Annotated in this window: 15 protein-coding genes and 1 pseudogene; 4 read left to right on the top strand and 12 right to left on the bottom strand. The window is 67.8% G+C overall.

The window, feature by feature from the left end; all coding sequences use genetic code 11:
- The 3 genes and pseudogenes from QP045_RS10430 to wecB all read right to left on the bottom strand — a co-directional run.
- Nucleotides 1-157 (bottom strand): annotated as a pseudogene (locus QP045_RS10430) (IS630 family transposase); the annotation flags it as partial.
- A 270-nt stretch (nt 158-427) separates the two neighbouring features.
- Nucleotides 428-1696 carry a UDP-N-acetyl-D-mannosamine dehydrogenase gene (wecC, locus tag QP045_RS10435; protein ID WP_422514920.1) on the bottom strand — a complete coding sequence of 423 codons (1269 nt, stop codon included), beginning with the start codon at nt 1694-1696 and terminating at the stop codon, nt 428-430.
- Nucleotides 1697-1709: 13 nt separating this feature from the next.
- Nucleotides 1710-2849, bottom strand: coding sequence for a non-hydrolyzing UDP-N-acetylglucosamine 2-epimerase (gene wecB / locus QP045_RS10440; RefSeq protein ID WP_422514921.1), 1140 nt, complete (start codon nt 2847-2849; stop codon nt 1710-1712).
- A 112-nt stretch (nt 2850-2961) separates the two neighbouring features.
- Between wecB and galU the strand changes: the two genes are divergently transcribed.
- Nucleotides 2962-3831, top strand: coding sequence for a UTP--glucose-1-phosphate uridylyltransferase GalU (galU, locus tag QP045_RS10445; protein WP_422514922.1), 870 nt, complete (start codon nt 2962-2964; stop codon nt 3829-3831).
- A gap of 31 nt (nt 3832-3862) precedes the next feature.
- Here the strand turns inward: galU and QP045_RS10450 are convergent, their stop codons facing one another.
- Genes QP045_RS10450 through QP045_RS10490 form a run of 9 tightly spaced genes read right to left on the bottom strand, consistent with a single transcriptional unit; the run spans nt 3863 to nt 11190 of the window.
- Nucleotides 3863-4222: a DsrE family protein gene (locus tag QP045_RS10450; protein WP_422515055.1), complete on the bottom strand. Its 360-nt coding sequence runs from the start codon at nt 4220-4222 to the stop codon at nt 3863-3865.
- Nucleotides 4210-4962, bottom strand: coding sequence for a HesA/MoeB/ThiF family protein (locus tag QP045_RS10455; RefSeq protein WP_422514923.1), 753 nt, complete (start codon nt 4960-4962; stop codon nt 4210-4212). Before QP045_RS10455 ends, QP045_RS10450 begins: the two co-directional genes overlap by 13 nt.
- The gene (locus tag QP045_RS10460) at nt 4959-5390 is read right to left on the bottom strand and encodes a hypothetical protein (protein WP_422514924.1); all 432 of its coding nucleotides are present in this window, start codon (nt 5388-5390) and stop codon (nt 4959-4961) included. The genes QP045_RS10455 and QP045_RS10460 overlap by 4 nt, the downstream gene beginning before the upstream one ends.
- Entirely contained in the window at nt 5387-5836 is a 450-nt protein-coding gene (dut, locus tag QP045_RS10465) for a dUTP diphosphatase (protein WP_422514925.1), read from the bottom strand. Before dut ends, QP045_RS10460 begins: the two co-directional genes overlap by 4 nt.
- Entirely contained in the window at nt 5833-6627 is a 795-nt protein-coding gene (locus QP045_RS10470) for a hypothetical protein (protein WP_422514926.1), read from the bottom strand. Before QP045_RS10470 ends, dut begins: the two co-directional genes overlap by 4 nt.
- Complete coding sequence (gene coaBC / locus QP045_RS10475; RefSeq protein WP_422514927.1) at nt 6614-7795, bottom strand: bifunctional phosphopantothenoylcysteine decarboxylase/phosphopantothenate--cysteine ligase CoaBC; 1182 nt, start codon at nt 7793-7795, stop codon at nt 6614-6616. The genes QP045_RS10470 and coaBC overlap by 14 nt, the downstream gene beginning before the upstream one ends.
- Nucleotides 7792-8895, bottom strand: coding sequence for a hypothetical protein (locus QP045_RS10480; RefSeq protein WP_422514928.1), 1104 nt, complete (start codon nt 8893-8895; stop codon nt 7792-7794). Before QP045_RS10480 ends, coaBC begins: the two co-directional genes overlap by 4 nt.
- Nucleotides 8895-10427: a 2-polyprenylphenol 6-hydroxylase gene (gene ubiB / locus QP045_RS10485; protein ID WP_422514929.1), complete on the bottom strand. Its 1533-nt coding sequence runs from the start codon at nt 10425-10427 to the stop codon at nt 8895-8897. Before ubiB ends, QP045_RS10480 begins: the two co-directional genes overlap by 1 nt.
- Nucleotides 10428-10458: 31 nt before the next feature.
- Nucleotides 10459-11190: a class I SAM-dependent methyltransferase gene (locus QP045_RS10490; RefSeq protein WP_422514930.1), complete on the bottom strand. Its 732-nt coding sequence runs from the start codon at nt 11188-11190 to the stop codon at nt 10459-10461.
- A 59-nt stretch (nt 11191-11249) separates the two neighbouring features.
- Between QP045_RS10490 and mutM the strand changes: the two genes are divergently transcribed.
- The 3 genes from mutM (at nt 11250) to dnaA (ending at nt 14308) form a co-directional block, all read left to right on the top strand.
- Nucleotides 11250-12062, top strand: coding sequence for a bifunctional DNA-formamidopyrimidine glycosylase/DNA-(apurinic or apyrimidinic site) lyase (gene mutM, locus QP045_RS10495; RefSeq protein WP_422514931.1), 813 nt, complete (start codon nt 11250-11252; stop codon nt 12060-12062).
- 97 nt (nt 12063-12159) lie between these two features.
- On the top strand, nt 12160-12423 hold the full coding sequence (rpsT, locus tag QP045_RS10500; RefSeq protein ID WP_229361971.1) for a 30S ribosomal protein S20: 264 nt from the start codon (nt 12160-12162) through the stop codon (nt 12421-12423).
- Between the two features lie 463 nt (nt 12424-12886).
- On the top strand, nt 12887-14308 hold the full coding sequence (dnaA, locus tag QP045_RS10505) for a chromosomal replication initiator protein DnaA (RefSeq protein ID WP_422514932.1): 1422 nt from the start codon (nt 12887-12889) through the stop codon (nt 14306-14308).
- Nucleotides 14309-14383 lie beyond the last annotated feature (75 nt).

Genomic DNA, 14383 nt, shown 5'->3' on the forward strand with positions numbered 1-14383 from the left:
TGGCCGCCGGCGTGCCATGGCGCAGCGCCAGCTGTCGCCACCGGATCGCGCTCGCCGCGCTGACCCCGAACCGCTCGGCCGCCCGCCGGCACGACACCCCACCTTCAACGGCGGCGACCACACGGTCTCGCAGATCACGCGACAAGGCTCGACCCATCCATCCCGGCCTCCCTTGCCGGCAGGGATCGTGAATCAGAAAACCACGGCCATGTGAATCCCTCTCGATTCAGCTCGCTCGAAAACCGCTCTAGTTCGGCTGTTCGAGATCCAATGACCCGGCATGCCAATCGGCGTGCCGGGTCATTGCTTTTCATGCTGTCGCCGAACTTTTGATAAAACGTCGCTCTGTTCTGCCGAGCGAAAGTCCTAGGCTAGGAGTGGCGCGGCGAAACCGCGCGCCGGGGCGGGTGTTCGGCGGTGCGAACGGTTAGCCCGAGATACGCAGTCGCGGCCTCCCCGGAGCAGCCTTCGGCTGGTCCGGCCAGATGCCGCGGGAATCATGGACGCTCTTGTCGGCACGCTCGTCGAGGGGCACAGAGCGGAAGATGTCGTGGTCGACCAGCACGACAAAGGCGGGGCAGGTCTCCAGCGCGGTGTCCAGGTCGATGAGCTGGGCGCCGGTGCCCTCAAACGCCTCCGGCAGTCTGGCCGCATACGGCTCCACGATCCGCACGCGCGAACCGAAGCGCTCGGCCATGTGGAGTGCAACCTTGAGGGCCGGGCTCTCGCGGAAATCGTCGATGTTCGCCTTGAACGCCAGACCCAGGCACGCAATCGGAGCGCCCGGCACCGCGTTCGCGAGCGCCTCGGCCTGCGCAATGGTGTGCTCGATCTTGGCGTCGTTGACCTCGCGCGCCGTGCGGATCAACTGCGTGTTTTCCGGATCGGCATGGACCAGGAACCACGGGTCGACCGCGATGCAGTGACCGCCGACCCCAGGGCCCGGAGACAGGATGTTCACCCGCGGGTGTCGGTTGGCCAGGCGGATCACCTCCCACACGTCGATCCCCATCGTGTCGGCGACGACCGACAGTTCGTTGGCGAAGGCGATGTTGACGTCGCGAAACGCGTTCTCCGTCAGCTTGGTCATCTCGGCCGCGCGCGCGGTCGTGGTGACGCAGGCGCCTCTCACGAAGCGGCGGTAGAAGTGGAGTGCCTTGCGGGCGCAGCGCGGGGTGATGCCGCCGATCACGCGGTCATTGTCGATCAGTTCGACCAGGATGCGGCCGGGCAGCACGCGCTCCGGGCAATAGGCAATGGCGAGGTCGGCCGTGCCGGTGCAGTGGCCCGGCACGGCCAGGTCCGGACGGCGCTCGGCGATCAGCGCCGCGACCTTCTCGGTCGTCCCGATCGGGGAGGTGGATTCGAGGATGACGGTGTCCCCAGGCTTCAGCACGCCGGCGATGACCGCCGCCGCTTCCAGCACATAGGTGATGTCCGGGGCGTGGTTGGGGCCAAAGGGCGTCGGCACGGCGATCACGAACACGTCGGCCGGCTCGACTTCGGTCGACGCGCGCAACAGGCCGCGGGCGACCACGCCGGAGACCAGGCCATCGAGGTCGATTTCCTCGATGTGGACCTTCCCCGAGTTCACCGTCTCCACCACCGCGGGGTCGACGTCGATCCCGAGAACTGTGGCGCCGGAGCGGGCGATCACTGCGGCGGTGGGCAGGCCGATATAGCCCAGCCCCAACATGCAAACCTTCAGTTCAGTGTCCGAAATCACGTGCCACGATCTCCGCGATCCTTGCCGATGCCCGGCCATCGCCGAACGGGTTATGCGCGCGGGCCATGGCCGCATAGGCTTGCTGATCGTCCAGCAGTTCGGAAATTCCCGAAACGATACGGTCTTCGTGGGGGCCGACCAGTCGCGCGGTGCCGGCGACGACGCCCTCCGGACGCTCGGTGGTTTCGCGCATCACCAGCACCGGCTTGCCCAGCGCGGGTGCTTCCTCCTGCACCCCGCCGGAATCGGTCAAGACGATGTGGGCGAGTTCCAGGGCGCGGATGAAGTTCGGGTAATCCAGGGGCTCGATGCGCGCCACATTCGGCCGATCCCCCAACACCGCGTCCATTGCGGCAACGACATTGGGGTTCGGATGGACAGGGAAGATCACCGCGACATCGGGCCGATCGGCGATCCGGCCGACCGCGCGGGCGATCGCTGCCATGCCGTCGCCGAAGTTCTCCCGGCGGTGGGTGGTGACCAGGACGATCCGCTTTCCGGCGTATCGTTTCCCCAAGGGCGCGATCCCGGCGGCGAGGGTGGGATCGCCTGCGATCCGGTCTCGCGTGGCGTGGAGCGCGTCGATCACCGTGTTACCGGTCACGTGGATGGAGGCAGGCGCGATGTTCTCGGCCCGCAGCGCCGCGGCGGCGGTCTCCGTGGGGGCGAAATGCAGGTCCGCGATCGGTGCGACGATCCGCCGGTTCACCTCCTCGGGCCAGGGCTGATAGATGTTGCCCGAGCGGAGCCCGGCCTCGACATGGGCGACCGGGATCTGGCGGTAATAGGCGGCCAACGCCCCCACCATCGCGGTTGCGGTGTCGCCCTGCACGACCACCCGGTCGGGCTTCTCCCGGTCCATCACCTCGCCGAGCGCCAGCAGCAGCCGCGCCGTCAGCCGGTCGAGCGACTGGCCCGGCTCCATCAGGTCGAGGTCGATGTCGGGCACCACCCCCGCGATCGACAGCACCTGATCGAGCAGCCCGCGATGTTGCGCGGTGACGCAACTGCGCACCTCCAGTTGCGGGCGTGCCGAAAGGGCTTGCAGGACAGGAAAGAGCTTGATCGCCTCAGGCCGTGTACCGAATACGACCAGAATACGTCGGCTTGGGAGCGTAACCATGGCCGCCTTCTATCGCGGATACACCGGGAGTGCTAATTCCCGTGTGGCTAAGGAGCTGGGGGGCGCAGCAACCATCGGCCGTTCAGCTGCAAATCAATCATAGGGAGCGAGCATGACAATCAAGCCACTTCGCAAGGCAGTGTTTCCGGTCGGGGGTCTCGGCACCCGCTTTCTGCCGGCGACCAAGGCCATGCCGAAGGAAATGCTTCCCGTCGTGGACCGCCCGCTGATCCAATATGCGGTGGAAGAAGCGATCGAGGCCGGCATCGAGCAGATGATCTTCGTCACCGGCCGCGGCAAGTCTGCGATCGAGGACCATTTCGACATCGCCTATGAGCTGGAAGCGACCATGTCCGCGCGCGGCAAGTCGCTCCAGGTGCTCGATGCGACCCGGCTGAAGCCCGGCCGCGTCGCCTATGTCCGCCAGCAGGAGCCGATGGGCCTCGGCCATGCGGTCTGGTGCGCGCGCGACATCGTCGGGGACGAGCCGTTCGCGGTGCTGCTCGCCGATGACTTCATGGTGGGCCAGCCGGGCTGCCTGAAGCAGATGGTCGAAGCCTATAACAAGGTCGGCGGCAATCTGCTCTGCGCGCAGGAAGTGGCCGACGACCAGACCGACAAATATGGCGTCATCACCCCCGGCTCGCGGGACGGAACGCTTACCGAGGTGAAGGGCCTGGTCGAGAAGCCCAAGGCGGGCACCGCGCCTTCGAACCTGGCGGTGATCGGCCGCTACGTGCTTCAGCCCGAAGTGATGCGCATCCTGGAAACCCAGGAGAAGGGTGCGGGCGGTGAGATCCAGCTTACCGACGCAATGGCGCAGATGATCGGCAACCAGCCGTTCCACGGCGTGACTTTCCAGGGCGTCCGCTATGACTGCGGCGACAAGGCGGGCTTCCTCCAGGCCAATCTGGCGACGGCGCTGTCGCGGGACGACGTGGGACCGGCAGTTCGCGCCTTCGCCAAGGATCTGCTCGCCTGATCGAACCGACCCGGCCGGCGTGCCGGGCCGCCTAGAACGCCAGCAGGCGATCATCGCCAAGGGTCGCCAGCACGCTGACCAACCCGCCGGCCTCGGTGCCGGCGGGAAGGGCGTGTAGTTCCAGGCCCGCGAGCGCGAGGCCGGACTGGCAGACGACCAGCTGCACGCCGCTTTCCTGTGCGATCGCCAGCAGCTCGGACTCGTCCGGCAACCCGGCGGCATGCAGGCGCGCGGCGTCGGGATCGTCGGAGCGTTCCAGTAGCGCCACCGCTTCCTCCTGCAGGAACACGCGCGCCGACGACCCGAGGGCAGCGGCCGCCGCGGCGGTGGAAAGGGCGGCGCGAAAGCGCGCGGGATCGGCAGTGGCGACCAGGATCGTCAGCCCCCGCATGCGGGGCACCCGGGATCCTTTGGAAGCACAAGAGTCCGGAAACGCAGCGCCAAGGTGTCGATCAGCAGCAGCTTGCCCGCGCTATCCTCGCCAAAGCCGGTGATGGCACGGATCGCTTCCAGCGCTGCCAGGCTGCCGACGACCCCGGTGAGCGCCCCCAGGACACCCGTGTCGGCACAGCTGCGGTCCGGGCGCTCCGGGTCGTGCCCGACGAAGCAGCGGTAGCAGGGTTTGTCCGGCTCCCACCCACGAAAGACGCCCAACTGCCCCTCGAACTCTCCGACCGAGGCCGCCACCAAGGGAACGCGCTCCGCCGTCGCTGCGTCGGCGACGGCAAGGCGCGTCGCGAAATTGTCGGTGCCGTCGACGACGACGTCAGCGCCGGCGATCAGCCTTGCCGCGCTGCCTGCGTCCACGCGGATCTGGTGAACGGTGACGGCAACATGCGGGTTCAGGCGGGCGATTGCTTCCTGCGCGACCTCAGCCTTGGGCCGGCCAACGTCGGCGGTGCCGAACAGGGTCTGACGTTGCAGGTTGGAAAGGTCGACCTGGTCGTCGTCGATCACGCTGAGCGTCCCGACCCCTGCCGCGGCGAGGTACTGGATGACCGGGGACCCGATGCCTCCGGCTCCGACCACGACGACATGCGCGGCGGCCAAACGAGCCTGCCCGGTGCCGCCGACTTCCCTCAGCACGATGTGGCGCGCGTAGCGCTCCAGCTCCGCGTCCGACAGCGTCATTCGGGCAGGTCGAAGGTCATGCTGACGCGGTACCAGGTTCCCTCGACCGCAAAGCGGGGATTGAGGTTGCCGCGCGCGAAGCCGAGCACCAGTCCGGCCGCATATTGCTCCACCGTCGGGCAATTGATCGCCCGGGGAATGGTCGCGCGCACGCTGGCGCCGGCGCCGACCAGGACGGCTACGTCGGTGTGGACCCGGCGCTTCCCCGCCACCGGGGCAGGGGCCGTGCAGCGGCCCTCGTGCATCTCTCCGCTGACGAACTCCACCATCTGGGGAGTGACCTCGGGCTGCACGCGATAGGGCAGCGCGTCGAGTGCCTCCCAATTGATCGGGGATGTCCGCCGCCGGTCCGGTTCCGCCGGTGCAGACACTGCCGCCGCAACCTGTGCGGCGAGCGCCACCAGCAGCACGGCAGGCAAGCCGGTCATCGTCCCGTGGATCCGAAGCCGCCGTCGCCACGCGCCGTCTCATCGAGGCTTGTCACCTCCGAGAGCGTGGCGTGGAGCACCGGTGCAGGTACGAGCTGGGCGATGCGCTCACCACGACGCACCGCAAACGGTTCCTGGCCGAGGTTGGCGAGGATCACCTTCACCTCGCCACGATAATCGCTGTCGATCGTGCCGGGGGTGTTGAGACAGGTGATGCCGTGCTTGAGCGCCAGGCCCGAGCGCGGACGAACCTGCACTTCATAGCCTTCCGGAATCGCGAGCGCGAAGCCGGTCGCAACCGCATGGCGCGCGCCGGGGGCGAGGATGCAATCCTCCGCAGCGACGACGTCCATGCCCGCGGCACCAGCGGTGGCATAGGCGGGGAGCGGCAAATCACGGCCATGTTCCAGCCGAAGTACCGCGATGCGAACAGGACCGCCGCTCATCGGGGTGCCTGCAGTGCGGCGAGCATCCGGGTGGTTGCGGAGAGCACTTCAGGATCGGTCAGGATGTCATTTCCCTTCCCTGGCAACACGCGGAAATCCGTGGCGATGCCGCGCAGCGCCAGCGCTTCGGCATAGCCGCGCGAGAATTTGGGGGGCGTGATCGGGTCGTTCGCGCCGACCAGCAGCGCCGCCTTTGTCTCCGAACGGACGCCGCCTACGGTCATCAGCGGATCGAGGCTGTTGGCCGCGGGCTTGAACGTGCCGCGCGGCATCCGCTTTTCCATGTGCTTGCGCCATTCGGGCAGCATGCAGGGACAGGCGGCCAGCACCAGTCCATCGACGAGCTTTGGCCGAAGCCCCGCAAGATTGGCAGCCAGGGCCGCGCCGCCGCCGTCGCCGACGAGGACGGTCGGCACACCCGGATAGCGCTTGCTTCGCGCCTCGATATAGTCGGCCAGGCGGTTGATGCGTTCACGCGTGAACCCGCGGCTTTCGGCGTCGCCGATGCTCTCCGACTGGGTCAGGGCGATGACACGCGCCCCGGGTGACGCCTGCGCCAGCTCGCGGGCGAAGCGGTCGCTCTCCTCCGCCTGCGCTCCGGTCCGGTCGCGATGAAGGACATAGACCAGCGCCTTGACCGAACGGCGGCCGCTGGCACCGAATGCCTGCTCCTGTACGCCCGCGTCGGCCGCCGTGATGGAGGCAGATCGCGTGCCATCACCGGCGCCGCTGCCGGCGCATCCCGCCAGCCCCAGACCCAGCGCTACGGAGAGCAGCCTATGCCAGCGCATGCGCAATTCTCTCGGCCAGCCGCTGTGCCACCACTTCCTTGTCCATTCTCTCCCAACTTTCTACGCCGTTTGCCGTCACCAGGTGGACCGCGTTGGCAGTCCCGCCCATCACGTCTCCCGACACGTCGTTGGCGACAATCCAGTCTGCGCCCTTGCGTGCACGCTTCTCGGCGGCATGCGCAAGGACGTCATGCGTTTCGGCTGCAAAGCCGATGAGCAGCCCCGGGCGGCGCGGTCCGTGGCCCAGGGTCGCGAGGATGTCGGGGTTGGGAACCAGCTCCAGCCGGCTCTCCATGTCGCCCTTTGCCAGCTTGCGCGGCGCGGCATTCACGCGCCAGTCCGCGACCGCCGCCACCATCACCGCGGCGTCGGCGGGAAGGGCTGCCTCGACGGCGTCCGCCATCTGCTGCGCGCTCTCCACGTCGACCCGAGTCACGCCCTGCGGCGTAGGGAGGGCAGTCGGCCCGGATACCAGCGTAACCCGCGCGCCGAGTTTTGCCAGGGCGCCGGCGATGGCATAGCCCTGGCGACCCGAGGATCGATTGGCGATGTAGCGCACCGGGTCGATCGCCTCCTGCGTCGGGCCGGCAGTCACCAGCACGTGGCGGCCCGCCAGAAGCGCCGGCTCCGGCTCTGGCGCGAGCGCGCGCTCGATGGCGGCAAGAATGGCCGCCGGTTCGGGTAGCCGGCCCGGACCATATTCCCCGCACGCCATGGCGCCTTCGTCCGGCTCCAACACTGTCACGCCGTCGCGCCGGAGCTGGGCCACGTTGCGGGTCGTTGCGGCGTGCTGCCACATGCGCACGTTCATCGCGGGCGCGGCGAGGACCGGCTTGTCGGTCGCAAGCAGCAGCGTCGTCGCGAGATCGTCGGCCATTCCCGCTGCCATCTTCGCCAGCAGGTCCGCGGTGGCGGGGGCCACGACCACCAGGTCCGCCTCCCGGCTGAGCTGGATGTGCCCCATCTCCGCCTCATCCTTGAGGTCCCACAGGCTGGTGTGGACCGGCGCTTCGGAGAGGGCGGCCAGCGTCATCGGGGTCACGAAATGGGCGCCGCCATCGGTCAGCACGCAGCGCACCGCGATGCCCGCCTTGCGGCACAGGCGAATCAGCTCGCACGCCTTGTAGGCCGCGATGCCGCCGCCGACGATCAGCAGGATGCGCTTCATCGCGTGACCCTCTGCACCCGAACCCGCCGCCTGTCGAGCAGCGCACGGACCAGGTCGCGCAACCCGTCGGGTACAAAGGCGAGCCCGACCAGAAGCAGCGGCGACACCAGGAACACCCAGTAGAAGCTGTCGGCCCGGGCAAACACGGCGATCGCGGCGGCATAGATAGCGAGCGTCACCGTCACTCGCAGTGCCACCGGATCATCCCACATCGCCCAGCCAAAAAGTGCGAGCGCCACCAACAGCGCCCCCAAGGCAGGAGGCAGCAGGTGGAGCGCGGTCGCGGTCATCGCGGCACGCACGAAAAAGCCGAAGCCGTGGAGGCCCGCGACGTCGGAGGTTGTGGGATCGAGCGGACCGACCACCTGCGCCACGGCCTGCGCATGAAAAACGAGGACCAGCGCGAGCACAGCCAGCCCTGCGACCCAGCCCAGCGCCTCGCGACGGCGCCCTTCCGCAAAGGCAAGCAGTCCCATGGCGATTGCATAGAATGCGGCGGTCTCGCGGATCAGCATGGCGATAGTGGCGATGGCGACCGCCTCCACCCATCGGTCCTCGCGCCGGACGGCGAGGGAGAGCGCGACGAGCAATCCCGCCCAGCTTTCGCCGAACAGCGCGACGTCGGGTGCGAGCAGGGCAAGGACGCCCGCCGCCAGCAGAAGCATGCCCGCCAGCACTGGGAGCGGTCGCGCAAGCGCTACCCGCAACCGACGCCACCACGCATAGAGCGTGGCCGCAGCCAGCAGCAGGAGCATCAGGGTCGGAAGGCCGGCGGGCAGGGCGGCGAGCACCACCGGAAGCGTCGGCAAGCGGAACGCCAGGAACGGCTTGAGCGGATAGTCCCCCGAGCGCAGCACGCGCGCGGTGGCGGGGTAATAGGCCTCACCACCCTTGAGCGCGCCGACGACTCCGTCGTGGACACTGATGTCGCTTTCTTCGATCGCCGCCCGCGGCCCCGGGACCGGCCCGCCGCGCACGCTGGCGACGGTCGCGCCCAGGATCAGAACCAGGAACAATGCGAACGCGAGCGCATGCTTGGCCGAGAGGCCAGCGACGCGGCTGGGATGCACCAGCCACAGCGGACTCGCCGGCCGCAGCATCAGGTCGCGAGCAGTGTCGCCGCCACCGCAATCGCTGCGCTCGTCGCTGCAACCGCCATGTAGCGCCAGCCGCCGCGGACCCGAATCACCTCGATCTCGCGCAGCGGGGGAGCGGGGGGCGCGCCGCCCGGCGTGGGATAGCGCGCCTCCAGGTTGCGGATCAGCTGCGGCAGACGCGCAAAGGTCCGCAGATCGGTGACGATCCGGTCGGCAACGGCTGCTTCAGGGCCAAGCTCGTCGCGAATCCAGCCGCGCACGAACGGTGCGGCGGTTTCCCAGAGGTTGATGTTCGGATCGAGCGCAGTGGCGACGCCTTCCACCATCACCATCGTCTTCTGCAGCAGCAGCAGATGGGGCTGCGTCTGCATGTCGAAGTCGCGGGTGATGTTGAACAGGCTCTCCAGCATCATGCCGACGGACATGTCCTTGACCGCCAGGCCGCGCATCGGCTCGCCGACGGCACGCAATGCGGTCGCGAATTCTGCGACATTATGGTGCGCCGGGACATAGCCCGCCTCGAAATGGATCTCGGCGACGCGGCGGTAATTGGCGGTGATCAGGCCATAGAGGATCTCGGCCAGCCACACGCGCGCGCGCCGGTCGATCCGGCCCATGATGCCGAAATCGATCGCGCAGATCCGCCCGTCCGGCAGCGCGAACAGGTTCCCCTGGTGCATGTCGGCGTGGAAGAAGCCCTCGGCGATCGCCTGCCGCAGGAATGCCTGCACCAGCTTGCGCGCCATTGCGGGCAGGTCGTGCCCCGCCTCGACAAGCGCGGCGCGATTCGACAGCTTGATGCCGTCGATCCACTCGGTGGTGAGCACTCGGCTGGTCGTGCGCTGCCAGTCGATCCCGGGGACGGTGAAATCCGGTTCCGCCTGCATCGCCTCGGCGAGTTCGGACGCGGATGCGGCCTCGCGCCGCAGGTCGAGCTCGCGCGCGGTCCACCGCTTCATCGTCTCGATGACGAGGCGGGGGCGCAGTCGCTTCAGCTCGCCGCCATAGGCTTCGAGTTGGGCGGCCGCCCACTCATAGGTGTCGATCGCCTGGTTGAACTCGTACTCGACGCCGGGGCGCAGCACCTTCACCGCAACGGTACGGCCGTCGGTCGTGATGCCGCGATGGACCTGCGCGATCGAAGCCGCGCCTACCGGTGTTTCCTCGATCTCGGCGAAGACGCTTTCGATCGGCCGCCCGAGACCCGATTCGATCGCGGGATGAATCACCGACCACGGAAGCGGCGGAAGCGCGTCCTGCAGGGCAAGCAGGTCGTGCGCAGGGCCCTCGCCGACCAGATCGGGGCGAGTCGCCAGCGTCTGGCCCAGCTTGATCGCGGCCGGGCCCAGGGCCTGCAGAGCCTCGGCATAGCGGGGCACCGCGGGCACCCTTGCGCCGAACCGCAGCAGCCTGGCAGCGCGGCGCACGCCCGGCGGCGTGCTGGGGTCGCGCTCGATGCCGCGCAGCGCGCCGTGACGCGCCAGCGTGCGGCCCCATTTCATCAGGCGCCACAGATGCGTGGGAGTGGAGGTCATGCCCGATCCTCGATGCAGCGGGGAAGGGTGCTCAGATCTTCCACCCGCTGTGAATCGCGACCAGTCCGCCCAACAGCGGCTCCACCTTGGTCCGGACGAACCCGGCTTCGCCGATCATCCGCTCGAACGTCGGCATGTCGGGGAAACGGCGGATCGACTCGACCAGATAGCGATAGCTGTCCTCGTCATCGGCGAGCAGCTTGCCGAGCTTGGGGACCAGCTTGTGCGAATAGGCGTCATAGAGGTCAGCGAACCCCGGCCACTGGGTGGTCGAGAACTCGAGACAGAAGAAGCGTCCGCCGCGGCGCAGGACACGATGGGCCTCGCGCAGCGCCTTGGGAATGTCGGTGACGTTCCGGATGCCGAAGGCGATGGTGTAGGCGTCAAAGAAGCGGTCGGGGAACTGGAGGACTTCCGCATTGGCTTCGGTCCACACCAGCCCGTCCATGCCGCGCTGCTGGGCACGTTCCATGCCGACTTCCAGCATCGCCGGGTTGATGTCGGCAACGGTGATCGAGGCGCCCTTGGCCGCCATGCGAAAGGCGATGTCGCCCGTGCCACCGGCCATGTCGAGGATCTCCTCGCCCGGACGGGGCTTCACCCGGCGCACGAACCGATCCTTCCACAGCCGGTGCATGCCCGCCGACATGGCGTCGTTCATCAGGTCGTAGCGGGAGGCGACGCTGGCGAAGACGTCGCCGACACGGCGGGTCTTTTCCTCGGGGGCGACTTCTTCATAGCCGAACGAGACGGTGTTGGTCATGGCAAGCGCCTTAGCCAAGCCTTGTGGCCCGGGCAAACCCTGCCTAGCTCGTCAGCACCATGCCGGAACTCCCCGAAGTCGAAACCACCGTGCGCGGCCTCAGGCCCGTGCTGGAGGGACAGCGCATTGCGCGCGTCGTGCCCCGCCGTGCTGACCTGCGCCGCGCGATCCCTGAGGATCTTGGGCAGCGGCTCACCGGGGCGACGGTGACGGCGCTCGGCCGCCGGGCCAAATACGGCCTGATCGATACCGATCGGGGGGACACGTTGGTGTTCCACCTGGGAATGTCCGGGCGGTGGCGAGTCGACCCGACCGAATTGCTGCCGCACGACCATCTCCTGATCGACACGGAGGCGGGGCGGGCATTGGCGCTCAACGATCCCCGCCGATTCGGGTCGCTCGACCTGCTACGCACCGATGTGCTGGACGATTGGGCACCGTTCCGGGCGCTGGGCCCCGAGCCGCTCGGGCCTGAGTTCACCGGCGCGTACCTTGCCCATGCGCTTTCGGGCCGAGTCGCACCGATCAAGGCGCTGCTGCTCGACCAGCGCGTCGTGGCGGGTCTGGGCAACATCTATGTCTGCGAGGCGCTGAACCTGTCGCGAATCGCCCCCGCGCGTGCCGGCGGGCAAATCTCTCGGGTCCGACTGGACCGGCTGGTGGAGGCGGTACGCAACGTGCTGCTCGCCGCGATCGAGGCGGGAGGCTCGACGCTGCGCGACTATGCGCGCCCGGACGGCGAACTCGGCTATTTTTCCAAGCAGTGGCGCGTCTATGGGCGCGAAGGCGAACACTGCCCATGCGGCGGGATCGTCCAACGGCGCACGGAGGGCGGGCGCTCCACCTTCTGGTGCCCCAAGTGCCAGCGCTGAAAAGCTTGACCTTTTGGGTGCCTCGGGATAGAGGCGCCGCTTTCCCGGGTCGTGGAGTTTCTGCGCCCGTTCATGCAGCACAGGATCAGGACGGCACATGGCGAACACGCCACAGGCGAAGAAGCGTATCCGGCGCAACGACCGTCGCGCGGAAATCAACGGCGCGCGGGTCAGCCGCATTCGTACCTTTATCAAGAAGGTCGAGTCGGCGTTGGCATCGGGCGATCGTGAGGCGGCTTCGGCTGCCCTGACCGCGGCACAGCCGGAGCTCGCACGTGGCGTCGCCAAGGGTGTGCTTCACAAGAACACCGCGTCGCGCAAGTTCGCACGCCTGACCAAGGCTGTGTCGACGCTCGCCTGAGCGCACGCAGTACCTGGATAAAAAGGGGCTTCGCCGGTTTCGGCGGAGCCCCTTTTTCGTGCGCGCTCGCCATCGCGTGAGCACGAATCAAGTACGAGACCCCAAGTCACGGATTTGTCACGATTCGAGTCCGGTGCCGAAGCGGCGCCAACGCTAAGTATCTGTTTTCACTGGACAAAAGTGGAAACCCGCGGAATTCCGAGGGGTTCGGGGTGTCAATGCTCTATATTATTTTTTTGGATGCGACCGGCTCTTGATCTTCGATCCGCGTGCTTCCTAAACAGTCGCTCGCCCCGGCTCCGGGGCAAAAGTGTCGCGTAGTTTCGCGTACGGTTTCCGTCTTCATGGCCGGGTTACCGTTGGAGCTTATCGCTAGTTGAATCGATGGGTCGGAAAGCACTGCTTCCGACCGCGGGAGAGGTGTGTTCACGTGACGGGAACGGGGGAAGGGACAGCAGCATCCGTGGAAGCCGCGTGGGGGCGCGTGCGCCACAACCTGCGTCTGTCCGCAGGGCAGCGGTTGTTCGACCGCTGGTTGAAGCCGATGGTTCTGCTTCCCGACAGCGATGCCGACATGGTTCGCCTCGGGCTGCCGTCGGCGTTCATGACCAACTGGGTGAAGAGCCACTACGCGGATCGGCTGTTGTTCGAGTTCCGCGCATGCCTGCCCCATGTGCGCACCGTTTCGGTCGAGACCTCCAGCAGGCTGGAACCTGCGCGGGTGCTGACGGGCGAATCGATCGCCCCCGCCGCGCCGGTCCCGGGTGCCACGCTGCTGGCCGATTCGGCCGCGTCGTCGGATGTGGCGCCGGAAGCCGAGCAGCCGTCCGTTCCCGCGCAGCCGATCGGCGCGCCGGAGCGGTCGCAGTTCGACCCGCGCTTCACCTTCGATCGATTCGTGGCGCATGATTCGAACCGGGTCGCGCGCAATGCCGCCCGGCTGCTTGCCGAGCCCGGCGTGCCGCGGTTCAGCCCCCTCTATCTCCACAGCGGCACCGGCCAGGGCAAGACGCACCTGATGCACGCGATCGGCCACGCATTCCTCGCGGCCAATCCGCAGGCGACGGCGATCTACATGCCGGCCGAACGCTTCATGTTCGAATTCGTGAGCGCGGTCCGCGCCCGCGATACCCACAGCTTCAAGGCGCGGCTGCGCGCCGTCGACCTGCTGATGATCGACGACCTTCAGTTCGTCGCCGGCAAGGATGCGACGCAGGAGGAGTGCTTCCACACCGTCAACGCGTTCATGGACGCCGGCAAGCGGCTGGTGATCGCGTGCGACCGCAGCCCCCATCTGCTCGACGGCGTCGAGAGCCGGCTGGTTTCGCGCCTTGGCGCGGGCCTGGTGGCCGACATCAAGCCGCCGGCACTCGAACTACGCCACGCGATTCTGTCGCGCCGCCTGGCCGAGAATCCGGCCGTGCCCGTGCCGGACGATGTGATGGACCTGCTCGCAAGCCGGATCCACGGCAGCGTTCGCGAGCTGGAAGGTGCCTTCAACCGAGTCGTCGCCTATGCGCAGCTGATCGGCCAGCCGGTCACCATGGATTTTGCGGTCCAGACGCTGGGCGAGATGCTGCAGGGTCCGAAGAAGCGCATCACGATCGATGACATCCAGCGCGCCGTCTCGACGCATTTCGAGCTAAAGCAGCTCGACCTGATCTCCGCCCGCCGCGCCGTCGCGGTCGCGCGGCCGCGTCAGATCGCCATGTACCTCGCCAAGCGGCTGACCACGCGCTCGCTGCCGGAAATCGGCCGCAAGTTCGGCAACCGCGATCACTCGACGGTGATCCACGCGGTCAAGCGGATCGAGTCGCTGCGCGGGCTGGACGGCGAGATCGACGGGGCGGTGCGTCAGCTCATGCGGCAGCTCGAAGGCGCCTGACGCCCAGCGCGCTGCCTGCGGCTCCGGATACAAAAACGGGCGGCCCCTCGGCCGCCCGTTTTCGTTTGTGTGGTA

Origin of the sequence: Sphingomonas sp. 3-13AW (genome assembly GCF_049311085.1) — a bacterium.
Taxonomy (GTDB): Bacteria; Pseudomonadota; Alphaproteobacteria; order Sphingomonadales; family Sphingomonadaceae; genus Sphingomonas.

Excerpts from the sequence above, each read along its gene's own strand:
- wecC (WP_422514920.1), bottom strand. The coding sequence starts at position 1,696 with ATGTTGGGGCTGGGCTATATCGGCCTGCCCACCGCCGCAGTGATCGCC.
- wecB (WP_422514921.1), bottom strand. The coding sequence starts at position 2,849 with ATGGTTACGCTCCCAAGCCGACGTATTCTGGTCGTATTCGGTACACGG.
- galU (WP_422514922.1), top strand. The coding sequence starts at position 2,962 with ATGACAATCAAGCCACTTCGCAAGGCAGTGTTTCCGGTCGGGGGTCTC.
- QP045_RS10450 (WP_422515055.1), bottom strand. The coding sequence starts at position 4,222 with ATGCGGGGGCTGACGATCCTGGTCGCCACTGCCGATCCCGCGCGCTTT.
- QP045_RS10455 (WP_422514923.1), bottom strand. The coding sequence starts at position 4,962 with ATGACGCTGTCGGACGCGGAGCTGGAGCGCTACGCGCGCCACATCGTG.
- QP045_RS10460 (WP_422514924.1), bottom strand. The coding sequence starts at position 5,390 with ATGACCGGCTTGCCTGCCGTGCTGCTGGTGGCGCTCGCCGCACAGGTT.
- dut (WP_422514925.1), bottom strand. The coding sequence starts at position 5,836 with ATGAGCGGCGGTCCTGTTCGCATCGCGGTACTTCGGCTGGAACATGGC.
- QP045_RS10470 (WP_422514926.1), bottom strand. The coding sequence starts at position 6,627 with ATGCGCTGGCATAGGCTGCTCTCCGTAGCGCTGGGTCTGGGGCTGGCG.
- coaBC (WP_422514927.1), bottom strand. The coding sequence starts at position 7,795 with ATGAAGCGCATCCTGCTGATCGTCGGCGGCGGCATCGCGGCCTACAAG.
- QP045_RS10480 (WP_422514928.1), bottom strand. The coding sequence starts at position 8,895 with ATGCTGCGGCCGGCGAGTCCGCTGTGGCTGGTGCATCCCAGCCGCGTC.
- ubiB (WP_422514929.1), bottom strand. The coding sequence starts at position 10,427 with ATGACCTCCACTCCCACGCATCTGTGGCGCCTGATGAAATGGGGCCGC.
- QP045_RS10490 (WP_422514930.1), bottom strand. The coding sequence starts at position 11,190 with ATGACCAACACCGTCTCGTTCGGCTATGAAGAAGTCGCCCCCGAGGAA.
- mutM (WP_422514931.1), top strand. The coding sequence starts at position 11,250 with ATGCCGGAACTCCCCGAAGTCGAAACCACCGTGCGCGGCCTCAGGCCC.
- rpsT (WP_229361971.1), top strand. The coding sequence starts at position 12,160 with ATGGCGAACACGCCACAGGCGAAGAAGCGTATCCGGCGCAACGACCGT.